We start from the raw sequence: 17,191 nt of genomic DNA, 5'->3' as shown, positions 1-17,191 counted from the left end.
AGTGTGCGGTTTGGTGGGCCAGTGAGGCGTGTCGCCTACCAAACCGCACACTCGGCAGGTCTTCCGAACTCAGGCAGATCTCTTGCTGGTGAACGTCACCGGCAGCGAACGGGGGGAGCGGAACGGCTGCCCGTAGATGTGCGGGTTGCCGTCGGTGACCAGGGTGATCTCGCCGAGCCGGTCCAGTAGGCATTCCATCGCGACCCGCATCTCCATGCGGGCCAGATGCAGTCCCATGCAGGTGTGCTCGCCCGCGGCGAACGTGATGTGCGGAATCCACTTGCGGAAGATGTCGAACTCCTCCGGGCGTTCCCACCGGGCCTCGTCACGGTTGGCCGACCCGATGCAGACATCGACGACGGCGCCGGCGGGAATCTCGACGCCGGCCACCGCGGTGTCGCGGATGGCGGTGCGCTGCACCGTGGTCAGCGGAGTCTCGTAGCGCAGCCCCTCCTCGATCGCGGCGCCGATCAGATCGTGGTCGGCGCGCACCGCCGCGAACTGTTCGGGATGGGTGAGCAGCAGGTACAGCAGGTTGCTGGTGGCCCGGTAGGTGGTCTCCAGACCGGCCGGCAGCAGCAGGCGAAGGAACGAGAAGATGGCTTCGTCGGTGAGCTTTTCGCCGTCCACCTCCGCGGTCACCAGGTCGCCGATGATGTCTTCGGTGGCCCGCGACTTACGTTTCTCCATCTGGGCCAGGAAGTAGTCCTTCAGCTGCGCCGAGGCGGCGAACGCCCGCTCGTAGTCGACGGTGTAGCTGATCAGCTCGATCGCCCGCTGACGAAACCACGGCAGATCCTCCTCGGGCAGGCCCAGCAGCCTGGAGATGACCCGGGTGGGGAACTCGAAGGTGAACCCCGACACCAGATCGGCGGTGCCGTCGGCGACGAACTCATCGATCAGGGCGTTGCAGACCGGCCGGACCACCTCCGGCTCCCAGCGCACCAGCGATCTCCGCTTGAACGCCGACGAGACCAGGTTGCGATGCTTGCGGTGCGGCTCGCCCTCCATCGCCAGGATCGTCGGTCCGATGAACAGGCCGATGGTGACGTCGTAAATGTGCGAGTTGAACGAGTCCGCGTCGCGGAAGACCTGGTTCACCGCCTCGAAAGAGACCGCGGCGAACGGAGTTTTGGGCCGCAGCGATGCCGGGGTCTTGGAGTAGTCCATGACCGTTCCCGGAAAGACCCCGGGTCCGCCGCGCTTGCTCTGGAAGTACGGGTAGGGGTTCTTCAAGTAGTCGGCCGGCTTGTCGAGTGCGGCAGCGATGTCGTCGACCTGACTCTCCACGGCTGATCTCCCGTCGGCGTAGCAACATACTGTAATGATTACAGTAAATGATTAAGCAAGTATTGCGCCAGCGTCAGGCGAGGCTGATCGGCATTCGTTTGATGCCGTGCACGAAGGTGCTCTGCAGGTATTCCGGTTCGCCGATCCTGACCTCGGGCAGTCGGGTGAGCAGCTCATGGAACAGGTGGCGCAGCTCCATCCGGGCGACATGGGTGCCCAGGCAGTAGTGCGCTCCACCGCCGCCGAACCCCAGGTGCGGGTTGGTGGTGCGGGTGATGTCGAACTCATGCGGCCGGTCGAACACCGTCTCGTCGCGGTTGGCCGAGCAGTAGAACAGCGCCACCTTCTCGCCGGCCTTGATCTCGGTCCCGGCGACCTCGGTGTCCACCACCGCGTGGCGGGCGAAGGCCAGTACCGGTGTCGCCCAGCGCACGAATTCCTCGACCGCCCCGCCGATCCGGTTGTCGTAGTCCGCCAGCAGCCAGGCGCGTTGCTCGGGATGCTCGACGAGGGCCTTGAACGCGTGCGTGGTGGCCTGCTTGGTGGTGTCGTTGCCCGCCGAGCCCAGCAACACCATGAAGGAGCCGAGTTCGGTGTCAGTGAGACGGTGGCCGTCGACCTCGGCGTTGACCAGCTCGGTCATCAGGTCATCGTGCGGCTCGGCGCGTCGGCGCTGGGCCAGTTCGACGCCGGAACCGGCGAGCACGCCCAGCTGCGTCATGACGTGCACGGCCCGCTCCTCCAGCGAGGCGTACTCGTCGTCGCTGCCACTGAACAGGCACTCGGCGGCGTAGGCGACCTTCTGCTGGTCGGCCGGGTCGATGCCGATCATGTCGGAGACGGTGCGCATCGGCAGTTGGCCGGAACAGCTTGCGACGAAGTCGATCTGGTCGCCGCTGCGCAACTGGGCCAGCAGGTCGTCGACGATGCTGCGGGAGTTGGCCTTGATCTGGTCCTCGATGCGTCGGACCTGCCGCGGTGTGAATCCCGAGCTGATCAGCTTGCGGTAACGGGTGTGCTCGGGCGGGTCCATCGCCAGGAAGAACGTCATGTTGCGCTGGATCTCGGCCGGCATCGGGTCGACGCTGACGCCTTCGCTGGAACAGAACAGCTCTTCATGCTGGCTGATGAATTTGACGTCGGCGTGCCGGGTTGCCGCCCAGTATCCGGTCTCCTGATGCGGGAACACCGCGTCTATCGGTCGGTGCCAAGTCAGCCCCGGCTCGTCGCGCAGCGTCGCAAACGTTTCGTCCCGGGTCCGGAAGTCCTTGCCCCAGAAGCCGGTTTCGGAGATGTCGAGCCGATGGTACGGGTGCGGGGATATCGGTGTGGCAGGTGACGAATCCAATGTCATGGTTTCCTCTCGGGGCGTTGACCCTACGCGGGGATGGGTGTGCCGGCGGTGATCGAGTTGATGAAGCCGCCATCGACGAGAACGTCCTGGCCGGTGATCCAGCCAGCGGCGGGGGAGCCGAGGAAGTCGATCACCGGGACGATGTCCTCGACGCCGGCGTGCCGGCCGACAGCGGTGCGTACGGTGTCGAGCATCTCTTTGCCCATCGACCGCTCGAAGTCGGGCAGGATCGGCGTTTCCACCGGGCCCGGGCTCACGGTGTTGATCCGCACGCCGTACTGGGCGTGTGCCGTCGCGGCTCGCCGCTTGGCGTACAGGATCATCGCCTGCTTGGAGGTGCTGTAGACCGGGTAGGCCGGGTCCTGGCCGGCCTGCCAGCGCATGACTGCCTGCGCATCGGTCGATTCGAGTAAGCCGTTGAGCACCTGGATGCGTTGTTCCCACCCGAGCGCCGCCGTCGATGCCACCGCGACCACCGCCCCGCCGCGCCGAAGCCGCGGCAGCAGCCCCTCGGTCATCAGGCGCATGCCCAGGTAGTTCACCGTCAGCACATCAGCGGCCGATGCGGTGCCGGGTACGCCGGCGACGTGAGCCAGCAGGTCCCAGCCGTCTCCGATCCCGGCGGTGAACTCGGCGATGGCCGCGGGATCCCGAATGTCGCAGCTGGCGTGTTGCGACGCCGGCGTGTCATGGGCGCGCACGTCGACGGCGAGGACGAAATCGCCGCGCTCGTAGAAGTGCGCGGCCGTCGCGGCGCCGATTCCCGACCCCGCGCCCACGACCACGACCTTGCGCTGCGGGTTGGTCATCCTGGCCAGCCTTCTATGTACCCGAAAAGTCGACAGTAAGCTCGACTGTAACGAATTCAGCGCTTGTGGACAATGCTACGGTTGGGCTTACCGGATAGCCGAAAGCTGCCTTGAGGAGCCGAGAATGAGCGCAACGGACCAGATCGTCGGATTCGTTGGAGCCGGCAAGATGGGCGAACCGATGGTCCTGCGCCTGGTTGCCGCCGGGTACCGCGTTCAGGTGTATGCGCGCCGGCCCGAGGTGCGCGAGCGCCTCGCGGCCGCCGGCGCCGTGCCGGTGGATTCGGCCGCCGCGACCGCCCGTGATGCCGGCATCGTGGTCAGCTGCCTGTTCTCCGACGCGCAACTGCTCGACGTCGCCGCCGGCGCCGACGGCTTGCTGGCCAATGCCGACCCGGGCACTGTCGTGGTGTCCCACACCACCGGAACGGTGAGCACGCTGTCCAAACTGGCGGAGGAGTTCCCGGACGGCCCGGTGCTGGTGGATGCTCCGGTGAGCGGCGGCGCTCACGACATCGAGGCCGGCACGCTGACGGTGCTGCTCGGCGGCCCCGACGACGCGGTGGCCCGCGCGCAGCGGGTCTTGGCGGCTTACGCCGACCCGGTGATCGCCACCGGCGAGCTGGGCACCGCGCTCAACCTCAAGCTGATCAACAACGTGCTGTTCGCCGCCAATGCGCAACTGGCCGCCGCGGCGGTCGCGTTGGGCAAGAGTCTAGGGGTGCGCGACACCAGCCTGTTCGAGGCACTGTCGCAGTGCAGTGGCGGCAGCCGGGCCGCGGGGTACGTGCAGTCGGCTGGTGGTGTGGACAGCTTCGCCAAAGTCGTTGCGCCCTTTATGCGCAAGGACGTTGCGGCCTGTATCGAGGCCGCCGCGGACCGTGGCGTCGAACTGGGCCTGCTGCAGACCGTGGCCCAAAACGGGCCACTGGACCTGTCGTGACGGCCGAGCTGGCAAATCTGCTGGAGAAGCAGCGGCGGTCCTTCGTGGCCGACGGGCCGCCCAGTGACGCCGTCCGGCGCAACCGCATCGACCGATTGCTGGCGATGGTGCTGGACAACGTCGACGCCTTCACCGCGGCGATGGCGCAGGACTTCGGCACCCGGTCGCGGGCGGCCTCACTGGCCACCGAGATGGTCGGCATGGTCCCGGTGGTCGAGCACACCAGATCGCATGTCCGCCAATGGATGCGTCCCAGCAAGCTGCTGCGTGCCGCCCGTCTGGTCGGCTTGCGTGCCGAGGTGCAGCCCAGTCCGCTCGGCGTGGTGGGCATCATCGGGCCGTGGAACTTCCCGCTGCAACTGGTGGTGGTGCCGGCCGCGGCGGCCTTCGCGGCAGGCAACCGGGTGATGGTCAAGATGTCCGAGATCACTTCGCGCACGGCCGAGGTGATGCAGCAGCTGGCGCCAAAGTACTTCGACGAGAACGAGTTCGCCGTCGTCACCGGCGGCGCCGACGTGGCAGCCGCGTTCGCCGGTCTGCCCTTCGATCACGTCTTTTTCACCGGCTCGCCGTCGGTGGGCGCGCTGGTGCAACGCGCCGCCGCGGACAATCTGGTCCCGGTGACCTTGGAACTGGGCGGGAAGAATCCCGTCGTGGTGGCGCCGGGCGCCGACATTCGCCGCTCGGCGAAGCGGATCGCGTCGGCCCGCATGGTCAACGGCGGTCAGGTCTGCGTGTGTCCGGACTATGTCCTGGTGCCCGAGAATGACATTGACGCCTTCGTCGACGTGGCCCGGCAGACCCTACGGGACATGTTCCCGACGATCCTGGACAACGGCGACTACTGCTCGAGCGTCAACGACGCCAACTTCGACCGGGTGCTGGGCCTGATCGACGACGCGCGCGACCGCGGAGCCGTCGTGGAGAGCATCGCGCCCGACGGGGAGACACTGCCGGATCGCGCTGTCCGCAAGATCGCCCCCACCATCGTGCGTGGCGTTGACGCGACCATGCGCATCGCCGACGAGGAGATCTTCGGTCCGGTGCTGACGGTGCAGGGCTACGGCACCCTCGACGAGGCGATCGAGATGATCAACGCGCGCCCCGCTCCGCTGGTCGCCTACTGGTTCGGGCCGGGCGACAAGAACTTCCGGGACTTCGTACGGCGCACCAGAAGCGGCGGTGTGGCCCGCAACGACTTTGCCGCGCAGATGATTCCGTCCGGGGCACCGTTCGGCGGCGTGGGCCGCAGCGGCATGGGTGCCTACCACGGCAAGGCGGGCTTTGACGCGTTCAGTCACTACCGGACCGTGGTGGGCTCAGATCTGCCGTTCAGTATGACCGGCAGCGCGGCACCACCGTTCAAGCCGGCGATGCGGTTCTACGCCGATGCGATGCTGCGCTCGGCGCGTAACCGGACTCGTCGGCGACTGAAGCGCCGCTGACCCGGCGTCAGCCCTGCTGGGCCTGCTCGCGCGCCCACCGGTAGTCGGCCTTGCCGGCCGGACTGCGCACGATCGTCGACCGAAACACCACTGCCTTGGGCAGCTTGTAGCGTGCCAGTGACCCGCCTGCATGCTCGATGAGCTCGGCGGCCGTGACGGCAGCACCCTCGGCGAGGGCCACCACGGCCACCACCTCCTGGCCCCAGCGTTCACTGGGCCGGCCCGCGACCACCACGTCGATGACGCCCGGATGTGACGCGAGGGCCGTCTCGACCTCTTCGGCGAAGATCTTCTCCCCGCCGGAGTTGATCGTCACCGAATCCCGGCCGAGCAGCTCGATCGATCCGTCTTCCAGGTGCCGCGCTCGGTCGCCGGGAACCGCGAAGCGCGTCTCACCGATCACCGGGAACGTCGCCGCGGTCTTGGCGGCATCGCCCTTGTAGCCCAGGGGGACATAGCCGCGCTGACCGAGCCAGCCCAGGCCGTCGTGCCCGGGTTGCAAGACGGTCCCGAGGTCCTCGGCCACCACACAGGTGTCCGGTCCACCGGCGAAGGTTCCGGTGGAGACCGCACCCGAGGTCGACATGTGACGCATCTGGGCGCCGGTCTCCGACGAACCGACCCCGTCGATCACCATGGCGCCGGGCAGGGTCTCGACGATCTGCTGCTTGACGTACGGCGTCAGCAGGGCGCCGCCGTTGGCCACCACCAGCAGCGACGACACATCGGCCGTGCCCTTGCGGATCGCGTCGAGCAGCGGCCGGGCCATCGCGTCGCCGACCACGGTCACCGACAGCACTTTCTCCCGCTCAATGGCGCGTACCACGTCGTCGGCGTCGAAATGGTCCACAACCGAAGGGAAGACGAGGGTTTGGCCGGTGTTGATCGCGGTCATCACCGCCCACTGCGCGGCGCCGTGGATCAGCGGCGGCAGGATCATCAGCTTGACGCCCGGGTTCTCCCGGACCGGCCCCACGATGTCGTCGATGGAGCTGACCTCTTCGGCGGTCATGAGGTTGCGGCCGCCGAACGAGCCCATGAAGATGTCGTGCTGACGCCAGAGCACACCCTTGGGCATCCCGGTGGTGCCGCCGGTGTAGAGCACATACAGGTCGTCGGGCGAGGGCTGCACCGGAGGGGGTTCCGGTGAGCTGTCCGCCAGCACCGTCTCGTAGTCGACCGCCCCGTCGAGCAGGGCGTTGCCGGAGTCGTCGGCGATCTGGATGAGCACTTTGAGCTGGGGGAGGTCGGGGAGTACCTCGGCCAGGGTGGGCGCGAACGCGGCGTGGTACACCAGTGCGGTGGCGCCGGAATCAGCCAGCAGGTATGCCAATTCCTTGCGCACATAGCGGTAGTTGACGTTGAACGGCGCCACCCGGGCCCGGAAGCTGCCCAGCAGGGTTTCGACGAACTCATTGCCGTTGTAGGCGTAGATCCCCAGGAGATCCTGGCCGGTCTCGTGCGCAGACAGGTCCGACCGCGGCGTGTGACATCCCAGCCCGCGGGAGTGCAGGTAGGACGCCAGCCGGTTGGACCGCTCGAGGATCTGCGCATAGGTGTAGCGCCGGTCGCCCTGGACGATCATGTCGCGGTCGGGAATCGCCGCGGCCACCGCGTCGGTGACCTCCGGCACGGTGAACTGGGTCAGGAGTGCCACGTGTGCATCAGCTCCTCTGTGGTGGTGATCGTCGCCAGCAGGGACAGGGTGTTGTCGATGATGGCAGCACCGTACTCGGCCGGCACACCGGCCACCGCGTCGCGGGGCACCACCACGCGGTATGCGGCGTTGACCGCGTCCATGACCAGGTTCGGGATGGCCACGTTCAGCGAGACTCCCACGGCGACAATGGTGGAGACCCCCAGATTGCGCAGCACCGCATCCAGATCGGTTCGGCCCATCGGTCCCAGGCCGTGATATCGGTGCAGCACCAGGTCAGACGGCTCCGGCCCGAACTCGGGCAACAGGGTCGCGCCGGGGCTGCCCGGATCGATGCGCACCGCGCTGCGGCCGGCGGCGAACAGTCGGGCGTTGTGGTTGGAGCCCAATCCGTCCGGGCGACGGTGCACCAGGCAGTGCACCACCGCAACACCGGCCGCCCGCGCCACCGGGAGCAGTCGGCCGATGTTCGGCAGTGCAACGCGGCGCGCCTCGTCGGCAAGCATCCGCAGCCCGGCGTCGGGTCCGACGACCGCGCCCTGCAGCTCCTGGGTGATGAGCGCGGTCCGCTCCGGCACCACCAGCTCCGCCAGCGTTTCGGTCATGCCGGAACGTCGTAGAACTGCGTCGCCCATTTCCGGAGGGTCATAAAAGGTTTCGCGTCGACTTTGGACAGCGCCGGATTCTGGATGTAGCGCTGATAGCGCCAGATGCCCAGGTCGTCTTCGACAGTGGTCAGGAACTGCTTCTCGACACGCGCCCGTACGTCATCCGGCGGCGCGTCGGAATCATCGCCGGGAATCCGCGGCCACCAGATCGAATAGAACAGATCCGAGCGGCCGTCGTCGACCGGAGTGCAGGTGAAGATCAGCCGGTGCTGCTGTACGCCCTCGAAGATGCTGATCGCCCCGCCGAGTCCGAACAGGTGGCTGTGGAAACGCAACGCCATCTGCTCCGGGTCATCGGCGTGCTCGTCGGGCCAGCCGGCGACGAACTGCCATTCCTGGTCGACCATCTTCCAATCGAGGACCCTGGGTGTCACGGTCGCGTGGTGCACGTACTGGAAATGTGCGCTGTCAGCGGCGTTCTCGGCCACGATCTGCGGGTGAACCGGTTCGCCCTCCAGGCGTCGGGAGAACTCCGGGTAGGCCCGGTAGTAGTCCTGCGGGCCGGCGGTGAACTGGGGAAACTTGCCGAAGATGTCGGGCATCTCCCAGTGGGGTTCGGCGCCGTCGGGGTGGTGCCAGATGAACACGCAGCCGTGCTGCTCGCGGACCGGGTAGACCCGAAGGCGCAACGCCTTGTTCGGCCGGTCCGGCTGATAGGGGATGTACTTGTTGCAGCCGTCGGGCCCCCACTGCCAGCCGTGGAATGGGCACTCGACGCGGTCTTCGACCACCGTGCCGCCGTGGCCCAGGTGGGCGCCCATGTGCTTGCAGTGCGCCTCCATCACATGCAGCTCACCGTCGGCGTCCCGGTAGGCGACCAGGTCCTCGCCGAAGTAATGCAGGGCGCGGGTCGCTCCGGCGACGAACTCCGGTGACCAGCCGATCATGAACCAGCCGGTGACCTTCCAGGTGAACGGAACCTTCATCGGGTGTCCTCTCGCGGGCGGTCAACTGAATACCGTACCGTAAACCCATCGATAGGCACATCCAAGGGAGGAATGGGAGCGTGGTCATGGGCCGATCCGAGCGGGTCCTCCACGAGCTGGGCTACTACCTGCTGGCCGGCGCCGGTGGCGAAGGCCCGGCCGCGTTGATGGATGAGGCCCGCCGCGGCGAGGAACTCGGCTTCGGCACCGCATTCATCTCCGAACGCTGGAACGTCAAGGAGGCGTCATCACTGGTCGGGGCGGCGTGCGCAGTCACCAACCGGATGCAGATCGCCACCGCGGCAACCAATCACAACACCCGCCACCCGTTGATCACCGCGTCGTGGGCGACCACCATGCACCGGCTGTCCGGCGGGCGGTTCACCCTCGGCATCGGCCGCGGGGTGGGTGCCCTGTATGCCGCGTTCGGGATTCCCAACGTCACCACCGCGCAGATGGCCGACTTCGCGCAGGTGATGCGGCGCCTGTGGCACGGCGAGGTGATCTTGGGCCACGACGGGCCGATCGGCCGCTACCAGGTGCTGTTCTTGGACCCGGACTTCCGTGAAGACATCCGGCTGGCGCTGGTGGCATTCGGGCCGAAAACCCTCGAGTTGGGTGGGACGCTGTTCGACGACGTCATCCTGCACACCTACTTCACCCCGGAGACCTTGCAGCGCAGTGTGCGCACGGTGAAGGACGCCGCGGAACGCGCCGGCTGCGACCCGGCGAGCGTGCGAGTGTGGTCCTGCCTTGCCACGGTGGGCGATCACCTGCCCGAGGAGCTGCGGCTGAAGAAGACCGTCGCGCGGCTCGCCACCTACCTACAGGGTTATGGCGATCTGCTGGTGCGCACCAACAACTGGGATCCGCTGGTGCTGCAGCGCTTCCGCGAGGACCCGGTGGTGACGTCGATACCGGGCGGTATCGATCACAAAGCCACCGCCGAGCAGATCGAGCACATCGCGACCTTGCTCCCCGACGAATGGCTGGAACCCGCGGCTACCGGACCGGCGCGGGGCTGCGCCGAGCGCATTCGCCGGGAGTTCGACTACGGCGCGGACGCGGTGATCCTGCACGGTGCCACCCCCGACGAGCTGGAGCCGGTGGTCACCGCCTACCGCGACGTCGTGGGTTGAGCCCCGGTCGCCCCTTTGCGCGACGGTGCGTGTCCCCGCCCGACACGCCCACGAAATTCCCGGGTTTACGCACACTCACGCCGCACGCGACCGGGATAACTCCCGTTCGATCCGGCGCACCATATCCCAGGATCGGCGTCGTACGTCGTCGTCGACAATGGACAACACCGCCCATCCGACATCCTGCAGCGCGGCGCGCTTGCGCCGCTCCCGGCGGAGGGCCTCGGGGCTGCTGTGGAAGTCGTAACTGTCGTATTCGACCGCGACCCGAAATCCCGGCCAGGCGAAGTCCACCCGCCAGGTCTGGAAGTTGTGGTCGACGATCTCGTATTGCAGTTCCGGCGGCGGCAGCCCGCCGTCGAGCATCCCCAGCCGCGCTTCGCTCTCCATCGCCGAGTCCGACCGACCGTCGGCCAGCGGGATCAGGTCCCGCACAATGACGATCCCGCGTCGACCGGACTGGCGGGCCGCAGCGCAGCGCAACTGGCGACGATCACAAGTGCCGCTGCGCAGGGCCGCGTCAAGGGTGGCCAATGCCCGGGGCCGGCGAAGGCTGCGGGCGACTTCGACCGCGGTCCAGCCGGCTTCGGTGGCAAGCCGGCCGTCGACGATCGCCAGGGGCGCTCCCTGGCGGCGGTGCACCACCAGCCCATCGGATTTACGCAGTTGACGACCGACCGGGTTCAGCACGTGTAGGTCGGGATCCCCCTCGGTGTCGAAACCGTATGCTGCAGCGGCGGTTCCAAGGCAGACCGCGACTTGTTCACCGGCTCTCAGATCCAGACCCGCCAGCCGCAGCGTCGTATCGGGATCGCTCCGGGAATACACGCCGAACCACACCTGGGCGAGGTCGCCGCGGGCGACGCTCGTTTCGAACGCGGCGCGGCCAAGATAGCGCTGAAACTGTCCGGCGGTTGCCACCCCGCCCTGCTCGGCCAGCAGCATGTCCAGTTCGTCGGTCATCGCCGCAGCGTGCGGCGGGAACGACAACCCCGCCAGTCACGGCTGTGGATAACTGGCGGCTACCTCGGGGACAACCGACGGCGACCTCAGCCCTGTGGATGGCGAGCGTGCGTGGACCCGGCTCCGGCACGGAGTGTCGGGCCGGGGACACGCACGCTCGCGCGAAAACGGGTCAGTCCAGGCCGCCGCGGATCGCGTCGAACGCCTCGCCGAGAACCGGTGGCAAGGCCAGTGACTCGTCGCCCAGCCAGCGTTCGTAGGCGCTGAGCGCCACCCCCAGCATCATCCACGCCACCGTCTGTGGTCGCGGGTCGTCAGCGTCCAGGCCCGCTCGGCGTGCCACGTATTCCGCGATGACGTTGCGCCAGCCGGCGTACATCGTCATCGAGTACGCCTGCAGCTCATCGGTCTGCAGGATCACCCGCATCCGCCGGCGGTGGCGCGCCGTCTCGCTCTCGTCGAAGGTGTTGAACGCCAACAGTGCCGCCCGCAGCGCATCACCGAGCGGTGCCTCCGGCTCGATACCGTCCAGCAGGTCCCGCAGCTGTTGCAGGTGCGCGTCGAAGTCACCCCACGGGATGGCGTTCTTGGAGGCGTAGTACCGGAACACCGTGCGACGGCCGATGCCGGCGGCCTGCGCCACATCGTCGACGCTGACCTCACCGAATCCGCGGGCGGCGAACAGGTCGATGGCCACGTCGGTGATGTGCTGCGGGGTGGTGGAGCGACGCCGCCCGGCGCGGGGATGCGGTTCCGGCGTACCGCCCATCTGACAGCCCCACTTCCTTTACGGCACCCGATGCCATATTCTGTCCGAGATTGTGACCGACACGACAGTCCGTTGTCGAACCCCACTGTGAGAGAGGCCTGCGTCATGGACCAGAACCAGCAGAACGACACCGCCGAGATCGTCACCGAGACCCTGGTCGAAGAGGTGTCCATCGACGGCATGTGCGGCGTCTACTGACCATGCCGGAGGTCGCCGTGGCGTCGGAGGCAACTGCGTTCGACCCCGACCGCGGCTGGGAGCTGCACCCGCAGGTGGCGCTCCGTCCGGAGCCGTTTGGTGCGCTGCTGTACCACTTCGGCACCCGTAAGTTGTCGTTCCTGAAGAACCGCACCATCGTCGAGGTGGTGCGGTCTCTTCCAGACCACGACGATGTCCGATCCGCCTGCCGCGCAGCCGGAGTCGACGACGCCGACCAGGGTCCGTACCTGCATGCGCTGCGCGTGCTGGCGGATTCGAAGATGCTGATGCCCAGGGAGGGCCAATGACATCCGTGGCACCGGTGCCCCGGCTGATCGAACAATTCGAGCACGGGCTTGACGCGCCGATCTGCCTGACGTGGGAGCTGACCTACGCCTGCAACCTGGCGTGCGTGCACTGCCTGTCCTCGTCGGGTAAGCGCGACCCCCGCGAGCTGTCCACGCAGCAATGCAAGGACATCATCGACGAGCTCGAACGCATGCAGGTGTTCTACGTCAACATCGGTGGCGGGGAACCCACTGTGCGGTCGGACTTTTGGGAGCTGGTGGACTACGCCACCGAGCACCACGTCGGGGTGAAGTTCTCCACCAACGGCCTGCGGATCACCGCCGAGGTGGCGGCCAAGCTGGCGGCCAGCGACTACGTCGACGTCCAGATCTCCCTGGATGGCGCCACCGCCGAGGTCAACGACCCGATCCGCGGTCCCGGCTCGTTCGACATGGCGATCCGGGCACTGGAGAACCTGGCCGCGGCCGGATTCTCCGACGCCAAGATCTCGGTGGTGGCGACTCGCCACAACATCGATCAGCTCGACGACTTCGCCGCCCTGGCCAGCCGGTACGGGGCCACGCTGCGCATCACCCGGCTGCGGCCATCGGGGCGGGGCGCCGACGTGTGGGACGACCTGCACCCGACCGCCGACCAGCAGGTCCAGCTCTATGACTGGCTGGTGGCCAACGGGGAACGGGTGCTCACCGGTGACTCCTTCTTCCACCTGTCCGGTCTGGGCGCACCCGGTGCGCTGGCCGGACTGAACATGTGCGGCGCCGGTCGGGTGGTGTGCCTCATCGACCCGGTCGGCGATGTCTACGCCTGCCCGTTCGCCATCCACGACCGTTTCCTCGCCGGAAACGTGTTGTCCGACGGTGGTTTCGACAACGTCTGGAAGAACGCCCCGCTGTTCCGGGAACTGCGGGAGCCGCAGTCCGCAGGGGCCTGCGGAAGCTGCAACCACTACGACAGCTGCCGCGGCGGCTGCATGGCCGCCAAGTTCTTCACCGGCCTGCCGCTCGATGGCCCCGACCCGGAATGCGTCCAGGGCTACGGCGCTCCCGCGTTGGCCGCCGATCGCACCAAGCCCCGTCCGGCCGCGGACCATTCCCGCGGCAAGCCGATCACCACTGTGGTGCCGTTGACGCTGTCCATGCGTCCGCCGGCCCGCCTCTGCAATGAAAGCCCCATCTGACCATGGCTCGTGATGTTTGGTTCGAAACCGTCGCTATTGCCCAGGAACGAGCCAAGAAGCGGCTCCCGAAGTCGGCGTACTCCGCGCTGATCTCGGCCAGCGAAAAGGGCCTGACGGTCAGCGACAACGTCGCGGCGTTCAGCGAACTGGGATTCGCCCCGCACGTGGTGGGTGCGCCGGCCAGCCGTGAGCTGTCCACAACCGTTATGGGGCAAGAGATCTCGATGCCGGTGCTGATATCGCCGACCGGTGTGCAGGCAGTCGACCCGGATGGCGAGGTAGCCGTCGCACGGGCGGCGGCCGCGCGCGGTACTGCGATGGGTCTCTCGTCGTTTGCCAGCAAACCGATGGAAGAGGTGATCGCAGCCAACCCCAAGACCTTCTTTCAGATCTACTGGCTGGGGGGACGCGACGCCATCGCCGAGCGGGTGGAGCGCGCCCGGGCAGCCGGAGCGGTCGGGATGATCGCGACCACCGACTGGAGCTTCTCGCATGGGCGGGACTGGGGCAGCCCCACCATCCCGGAGAAGATGGACCTCAAGACCATGGTCAAGATGATGCCGGAGGCTCTCACCAGGCCGGGATGGTTCCTGCGGTGGGCCAAGACCATGCGCCCGCCGAGCCTGCGGGTGCCCAACCAGGCCGGTCGCGGCGAACCCGGGCCGCCGTTCTTCCAAGCCTACGGGGAATGGATGGGCACCCTGCCGCCCACCTGGGAAGACATCGCCTGGCTGCGCGAGTTGTGGGGTGGGCCGTTCATGCTCAAGGGCGTGATGCGGGTGGACGACGCGAAACGGGCTGTGGATGCCGGTGTTTCGGCGATCTCAGTCTCCAATCACGGCGGCAACAACCTGGACGGCACCCCTGCGGCGATCCGGGCTCTCCCGGCCATCGCCGAGGCGGTGGGCGGCCAGATCGAGGTGTTGCTGGACGGTGGTATCCGGCGCGGCAGCGACGTCGTCAAGGCGGTGGCGCTGGGGGCGCGCGCGGTGATGATCGGACGCGCCTACCTGTGGGGTCTGGGCGCCGCCGGACAGTCCGGGGTGGAGAACGTCCTGGACATCCTTCGGGGCGGCATCGACTCGGCCCTGATGGGCCTCGGCCGGGCCTCGGTGCACGATCTGTCGGCGGACGACATTCTGATTCCGGGTGGATTCGCCCGGGCGCTCGGGGTGCCCACCGCCGACGTCTAGCCGGATGGCGGCGGCCACGCCGCTCGTCCGACCGGCGTGCCCACCTGGGAAATCCGGGCCGGTCCTGATACGCCCGTGGCGGACGAGACGGACGTGATCACACGGGACCGTTTCGGGCCCCGGAGCGAAAAATTTACCGCGGCCGTCCTCGTCAACAACTGGTGTACGACAGGTGAATTCGCTTACCATCGTCCGATGGCGGTTGGCGGCGAGCTCGGTAGTTCGACCTCGAACGAGCTGCAGAACCAACTACAGAGCCGGCTGCCGGGGCGGGGGATGGGGCTTCTGGTCCCGGTCGGGTCGACCGAGCAGCACGGTCCGCACCTACCGCTGGACACCGATACCCGGGTCGCGCAAGCACTCGCCCAGGAGCTGGCGCAGCGGTTGGCGGGAGCCGGGACGGGACACGGCTGGGCGGTCGCGCCGGCCATTGCCTACGGCGCCAGCGGCGAGCATCAGAGCTTTGCCGGAACCATCTCGATCGGCACCGAGGTGCTGATCCAGCTGTTGCTGGAGTACGGCCGTTCCGCCTGTTGCTGGGCGCAGCGCGTGGTCTTCGTCAACGGCCACGGCGGCAATGTGCCCGCGGTGGTCGAGGCGGTAGGCCGGCTGCGGTTCGAAGGCCGCGACGTCGCCTGGCTACCGTGTGCCGCCCCGGGTGCTGATGCCCACGCGGGGCACACCGAAACGTCTCTGCTGCTTCATCTTTCGCCCGACAGTGTGAGATTCGACCGGGCGCGGCCGGGTAACAGCGCTCCGTTGGCGCAGTTGCTGCCCGCGATGCGCGCCGGCGGTGTCGCCGCCGTGAGCGCCGTCGGGGTGCTCGGCGACCCGACCACCGCCACCGCCGGCGAAGGGCAGCGGCTCTTCGGCGAGATGGCCGACGCCGGCCTGACGGCCCTTGACGCCTGGGCGCCCGGGCCGGACGGGATGCTGCGATGACCGCGGCCCGGTTGCCGGACGGCTTCGCCGTGCAGGTCGACCGGAAGGTGCGGGTTCTGGGACGCGGATCCACCCTGTTGGGCGGTTCGCCGACCCGGCTGCTGCGGCTGGCGCCGGCCGCCCAGGGAATGTTGTCGGACGGCCGCCTGGAAGTACGCGACGCCGTCAGCGCACAACTGGCCCGCACCCTGCTCGACGCCACCGTGGCCCACCCGCGCCCGGCCGGCGGGCCATCGTATCGGGACGTGACGGTGGTTATTCCGGTGCGCGACAATATCATCGGACTGCAACGGTTGATAGCGGCGCTGCGCGGTCTGCGTGTGGTGGTGGTGGATGACGGGTCACAGGTCCCGATCCGCCAGGAGGATCTGACCGCAGCGCACTGCTGCGAGGTACAGGTGCTGCGCCATCCGGAGAGTCGGGGGCCGGCGGCCGCGCGCAACACCGGGTTGGCGGCCTGCACGACGGACTTCGTGGCCTTCCTGGATTCCGACGTGGTGCCGCGCCGGGGCTGGCTGGAGGCACTGCTGGGGCACTTCTGCGACCCGGCCGTGGCACTGGTAGCCCCTCGGATCGTCAGTATGGCCGACAGCGGACACCTCATCGCGCGATACGAGGCGATCCGTTCGTCGCTGGACCTGGGCGGCTGCGAGGCGCCGGTGGTTCCCTACAGCAAGGTTGCCTACGTCCCCAGCGCGGCGATCATCTGCCGCTCCACGACGCTACGGGAGCTCGGCGGCTTCGACGAGGCGCTGCGTTCCGGCGAAGACGTCGACCTGTGCTGGCGGTTGGTGGACGCGGGCAGCAGGCTGCGCTACGAGCCGATTGCGCAGGTCGCCCACGACCACCGGGTGGAGCTACGGGATTGGGTGGCGCGCAAGGCCTTTTACGGTGGATCGGCGGCACCGCTGTCGGCCCGCCACCCGGACAAGACCGCGCCCATGGTGATCTCGGGCTGGGCGCTGGCCGGTTGGGCGCTGATGGCGCTCGGCTCGGCGCTGGGCTATCTGGTCTCGTTGGCGATCGCCGCGCTGACCGGGTGCCGGATTGCCAAGTCCATGCGGGGCCCAGACACCGCGCCGGCAGACGTACTGATGGTGACGTTGCGTGGACTGGCGAGCGCCGGGCTGCAGATCGCCTCGGCCCTGTGCCGGCACTACTGGCCCGTCGCACTGCTGGCCGCCTTGGTTTCACAGCGATGCCGCCGGGCACTGCTGCTGGCGGCGGTCGCCGACGGGGTGGTGGATTGGCTACGGCACGCGCGCAGTGAGGACGATTCCCGCCCACTGGGGCTGCCGGCCTACCTGCTGCTGAAGCGGGTCGACGATCTGGCATACGGCGCCGGCCTGTGGAGCGGCGTGGTGCGGGAACGCAACCTCGCTGCACTCAAGCCGCAGATCCGCAGCTAG

The 17,191-nt window shown here is 68.0% G+C and carries 17 protein-coding genes; 9 read left to right on the top strand and 8 right to left on the bottom strand.

Annotated elements, in window-relative coordinates; all coding sequences use genetic code 11:
• Positions 1-69 precede the first annotated feature (69 nt).
• The 3 genes from K3U94_RS19185 to K3U94_RS19175 all read right to left on the bottom strand — a co-directional run bounded on the left by K3U94_RS19185 (position 70) and on the right by K3U94_RS19175 (position 3,453).
• Positions 70-1,290 (bottom strand): cytochrome P450, encoded by a 1,221-nt coding sequence (locus tag K3U94_RS19185; RefSeq protein ID WP_220694708.1) that lies wholly within the window; start codon positions 1,288-1,290, stop codon positions 70-72.
• A gap of 73 nt (positions 1,291-1,363) precedes the next feature.
• Entirely contained in the window at positions 1,364-2,644 is a 1,281-nt protein-coding gene (locus tag K3U94_RS19180) for a cytochrome P450 (RefSeq protein WP_220694707.1), read from the bottom strand.
• 23 nt (positions 2,645-2,667) lie between these two features.
• Positions 2,668-3,453 (bottom strand): SDR family oxidoreductase, encoded by a 786-nt coding sequence (locus K3U94_RS19175; protein WP_047318331.1) that lies wholly within the window; start codon positions 3,451-3,453, stop codon positions 2,668-2,670.
• 124 nt (positions 3,454-3,577) lie between these two features.
• Between K3U94_RS19175 and K3U94_RS19170 the strand changes: the two genes are divergently transcribed.
• Together K3U94_RS19170 and K3U94_RS19165 are read left to right on the top strand one after the other, a co-directional pair.
• A complete protein-coding gene (locus K3U94_RS19170) occupies positions 3,578-4,396 on the top strand; it encodes an NAD(P)-dependent oxidoreductase (protein WP_220694706.1) in 819 nt (272 codons plus the stop codon).
• Positions 4,397-4,413: 17 nt separating this feature from the next.
• A complete protein-coding gene (locus K3U94_RS19165) occupies positions 4,414-5,841 on the top strand; it encodes an aldehyde dehydrogenase family protein (protein WP_220696875.1) in 1,428 nt (475 codons plus the stop codon).
• A 7-nt stretch (positions 5,842-5,848) separates the two neighbouring features.
• Here K3U94_RS19165 and mig read toward each other — a convergent pair whose 3' ends face one another.
• From mig to K3U94_RS19150, 3 genes are read right to left on the bottom strand one after another with little or no spacing between them, the layout of a single operon-like run.
• Positions 5,849-7,498, bottom strand: coding sequence for a medium-chain acyl-CoA ligase Mig (gene mig / locus K3U94_RS19160; RefSeq protein ID WP_047318333.1), 1,650 nt, complete (start codon positions 7,496-7,498; stop codon positions 5,849-5,851).
• The gene (locus tag K3U94_RS19155; protein WP_220694705.1) at positions 7,486-8,103 is read right to left on the bottom strand and encodes a cysteine hydrolase family protein; all 618 of its coding nucleotides are present in this window, start codon (positions 8,101-8,103) and stop codon (positions 7,486-7,488) included. Before K3U94_RS19155 ends, mig begins: the two co-directional genes overlap by 13 nt.
• Positions 8,100-9,092, bottom strand: coding sequence for an aromatic ring-hydroxylating oxygenase subunit alpha (locus K3U94_RS19150; RefSeq protein WP_220694704.1), 993 nt, complete (start codon positions 9,090-9,092; stop codon positions 8,100-8,102). Before K3U94_RS19150 ends, K3U94_RS19155 begins: the two co-directional genes overlap by 4 nt.
• Positions 9,093-9,178: 86 nt before the next feature.
• Between K3U94_RS19150 and K3U94_RS19145 the strand changes: the two genes are divergently transcribed.
• On the top strand, positions 9,179-10,231 hold the full coding sequence (locus K3U94_RS19145; protein ID WP_220694703.1) for a TIGR03857 family LLM class F420-dependent oxidoreductase: 1,053 nt from the start codon (positions 9,179-9,181) through the stop codon (positions 10,229-10,231).
• A gap of 75 nt (positions 10,232-10,306) precedes the next feature.
• On the opposite strand, the gene K3U94_RS19140 is transcribed toward K3U94_RS19145, so the two are convergent.
• Both K3U94_RS19140 and mftR read right to left on the bottom strand, forming a co-directional pair.
• A complete protein-coding gene (locus K3U94_RS19140; RefSeq protein ID WP_220694702.1) occupies positions 10,307-11,194 on the bottom strand; it encodes a type IV toxin-antitoxin system AbiEi family antitoxin in 888 nt (295 codons plus the stop codon).
• A 172-nt stretch (positions 11,195-11,366) separates the two neighbouring features.
• Positions 11,367-11,963 carry a mycofactocin system transcriptional regulator MftR gene (gene mftR, locus K3U94_RS19135; protein WP_047318338.1) on the bottom strand — a complete coding sequence of 199 codons (597 nt, stop codon included), beginning with the start codon at positions 11,961-11,963 and terminating at the stop codon, positions 11,367-11,369.
• Positions 11,964-12,068: 105 nt separating this feature from the next.
• Here mftR and mftA point away from each other — a divergent pair, with 105 nt between their 5' ends.
• From mftA to mftF, 6 genes are all read left to right on the top strand, one after another.
• The gene (mftA, locus tag K3U94_RS19130; RefSeq protein ID WP_082104109.1) at positions 12,069-12,161 is read left to right on the top strand and encodes a mycofactocin precursor MftA; all 93 of its coding nucleotides are present in this window, start codon (positions 12,069-12,071) and stop codon (positions 12,159-12,161) included.
• 2 nt (positions 12,162-12,163) lie between these two features.
• Positions 12,164-12,469, top strand: coding sequence for a mycofactocin biosynthesis chaperone MftB (gene mftB, locus K3U94_RS19125; protein WP_047318339.1), 306 nt, complete (start codon positions 12,164-12,166; stop codon positions 12,467-12,469).
• Positions 12,466-13,647, top strand: coding sequence for a mycofactocin radical SAM maturase (gene mftC / locus K3U94_RS19120; RefSeq protein WP_047318340.1), 1,182 nt, complete (start codon positions 12,466-12,468; stop codon positions 13,645-13,647). The genes mftB and mftC overlap by 4 nt, the downstream gene beginning before the upstream one ends.
• Before the next feature lie 2 nt (positions 13,648-13,649).
• Positions 13,650-14,840 (top strand): pre-mycofactocin synthase MftD, encoded by a 1,191-nt coding sequence (mftD, locus tag K3U94_RS19115; protein WP_047318341.1) that lies wholly within the window; start codon positions 13,650-13,652, stop codon positions 14,838-14,840.
• Positions 14,841-15,035: 195 nt separating this feature from the next.
• Positions 15,036-15,782, top strand: coding sequence for a mycofactocin biosynthesis peptidyl-dipeptidase MftE (mftE, locus tag K3U94_RS19110; protein WP_047318342.1), 747 nt, complete (start codon positions 15,036-15,038; stop codon positions 15,780-15,782).
• Positions 15,779-17,191, top strand: coding sequence for a mycofactocin biosynthesis glycosyltransferase MftF (gene mftF, locus K3U94_RS19105; RefSeq protein WP_047318343.1), 1,413 nt, complete (start codon positions 15,779-15,781; stop codon positions 17,189-17,191). Before mftE ends, mftF begins: the two co-directional genes overlap by 4 nt.

This window comes from Mycolicibacter heraklionensis (assembly GCF_019645815.1).
In the GTDB taxonomy this organism is placed as follows: domain Bacteria; phylum Actinomycetota; class Actinomycetes; order Mycobacteriales; family Mycobacteriaceae; genus Mycobacterium; species Mycobacterium heraklionense.
Note: the sequence above shows the minus strand (reverse complement) of the source record. Positions and strands in the feature narration are given on the sequence as shown.

Coding starts and splice junctions, on each gene's coding strand:
- K3U94_RS19180 (WP_220694707.1), bottom strand. CDS start 2,644: ATGACATTGGATTCGTCACCTGCCACACCGATATCCCCGCACCCGTAC.
- K3U94_RS19175 (WP_047318331.1), bottom strand. CDS start 3,453: ATGACCAACCCGCAGCGCAAGGTCGTGGTCGTGGGCGCGGGGTCGGGA.
- K3U94_RS19170 (WP_220694706.1), top strand. CDS start 3,578: ATGAGCGCAACGGACCAGATCGTCGGATTCGTTGGAGCCGGCAAGATG.
- K3U94_RS19155 (WP_220694705.1), bottom strand. CDS start 8,103: ATGACCGAAACGCTGGCGGAGCTGGTGGTGCCGGAGCGGACCGCGCTC.
- K3U94_RS19150 (WP_220694704.1), bottom strand. CDS start 9,092: ATGAAGGTTCCGTTCACCTGGAAGGTCACCGGCTGGTTCATGATCGGC.
- K3U94_RS19145 (WP_220694703.1), top strand. CDS start 9,179: ATGGGCCGATCCGAGCGGGTCCTCCACGAGCTGGGCTACTACCTGCTG.
- K3U94_RS19140 (WP_220694702.1), bottom strand. CDS start 11,194: ATGACCGACGAACTGGACATGCTGCTGGCCGAGCAGGGCGGGGTGGCA.
- mftR (WP_047318338.1), bottom strand. CDS start 11,963: ATGGGCGGTACGCCGGAACCGCATCCCCGCGCCGGGCGGCGTCGCTCC.
- mftA (WP_082104109.1), top strand. CDS start 12,069: ATGGACCAGAACCAGCAGAACGACACCGCCGAGATCGTCACCGAGACC.
- mftB (WP_047318339.1), top strand. CDS start 12,164: ATGCCGGAGGTCGCCGTGGCGTCGGAGGCAACTGCGTTCGACCCCGAC.
- mftC (WP_047318340.1), top strand. CDS start 12,466: ATGACATCCGTGGCACCGGTGCCCCGGCTGATCGAACAATTCGAGCAC.
- mftD (WP_047318341.1), top strand. CDS start 13,650: ATGGCTCGTGATGTTTGGTTCGAAACCGTCGCTATTGCCCAGGAACGA.
- mftE (WP_047318342.1), top strand. CDS start 15,036: ATGGCGGTTGGCGGCGAGCTCGGTAGTTCGACCTCGAACGAGCTGCAG.
- mftF (WP_047318343.1), top strand. CDS start 15,779: ATGACCGCGGCCCGGTTGCCGGACGGCTTCGCCGTGCAGGTCGACCGG.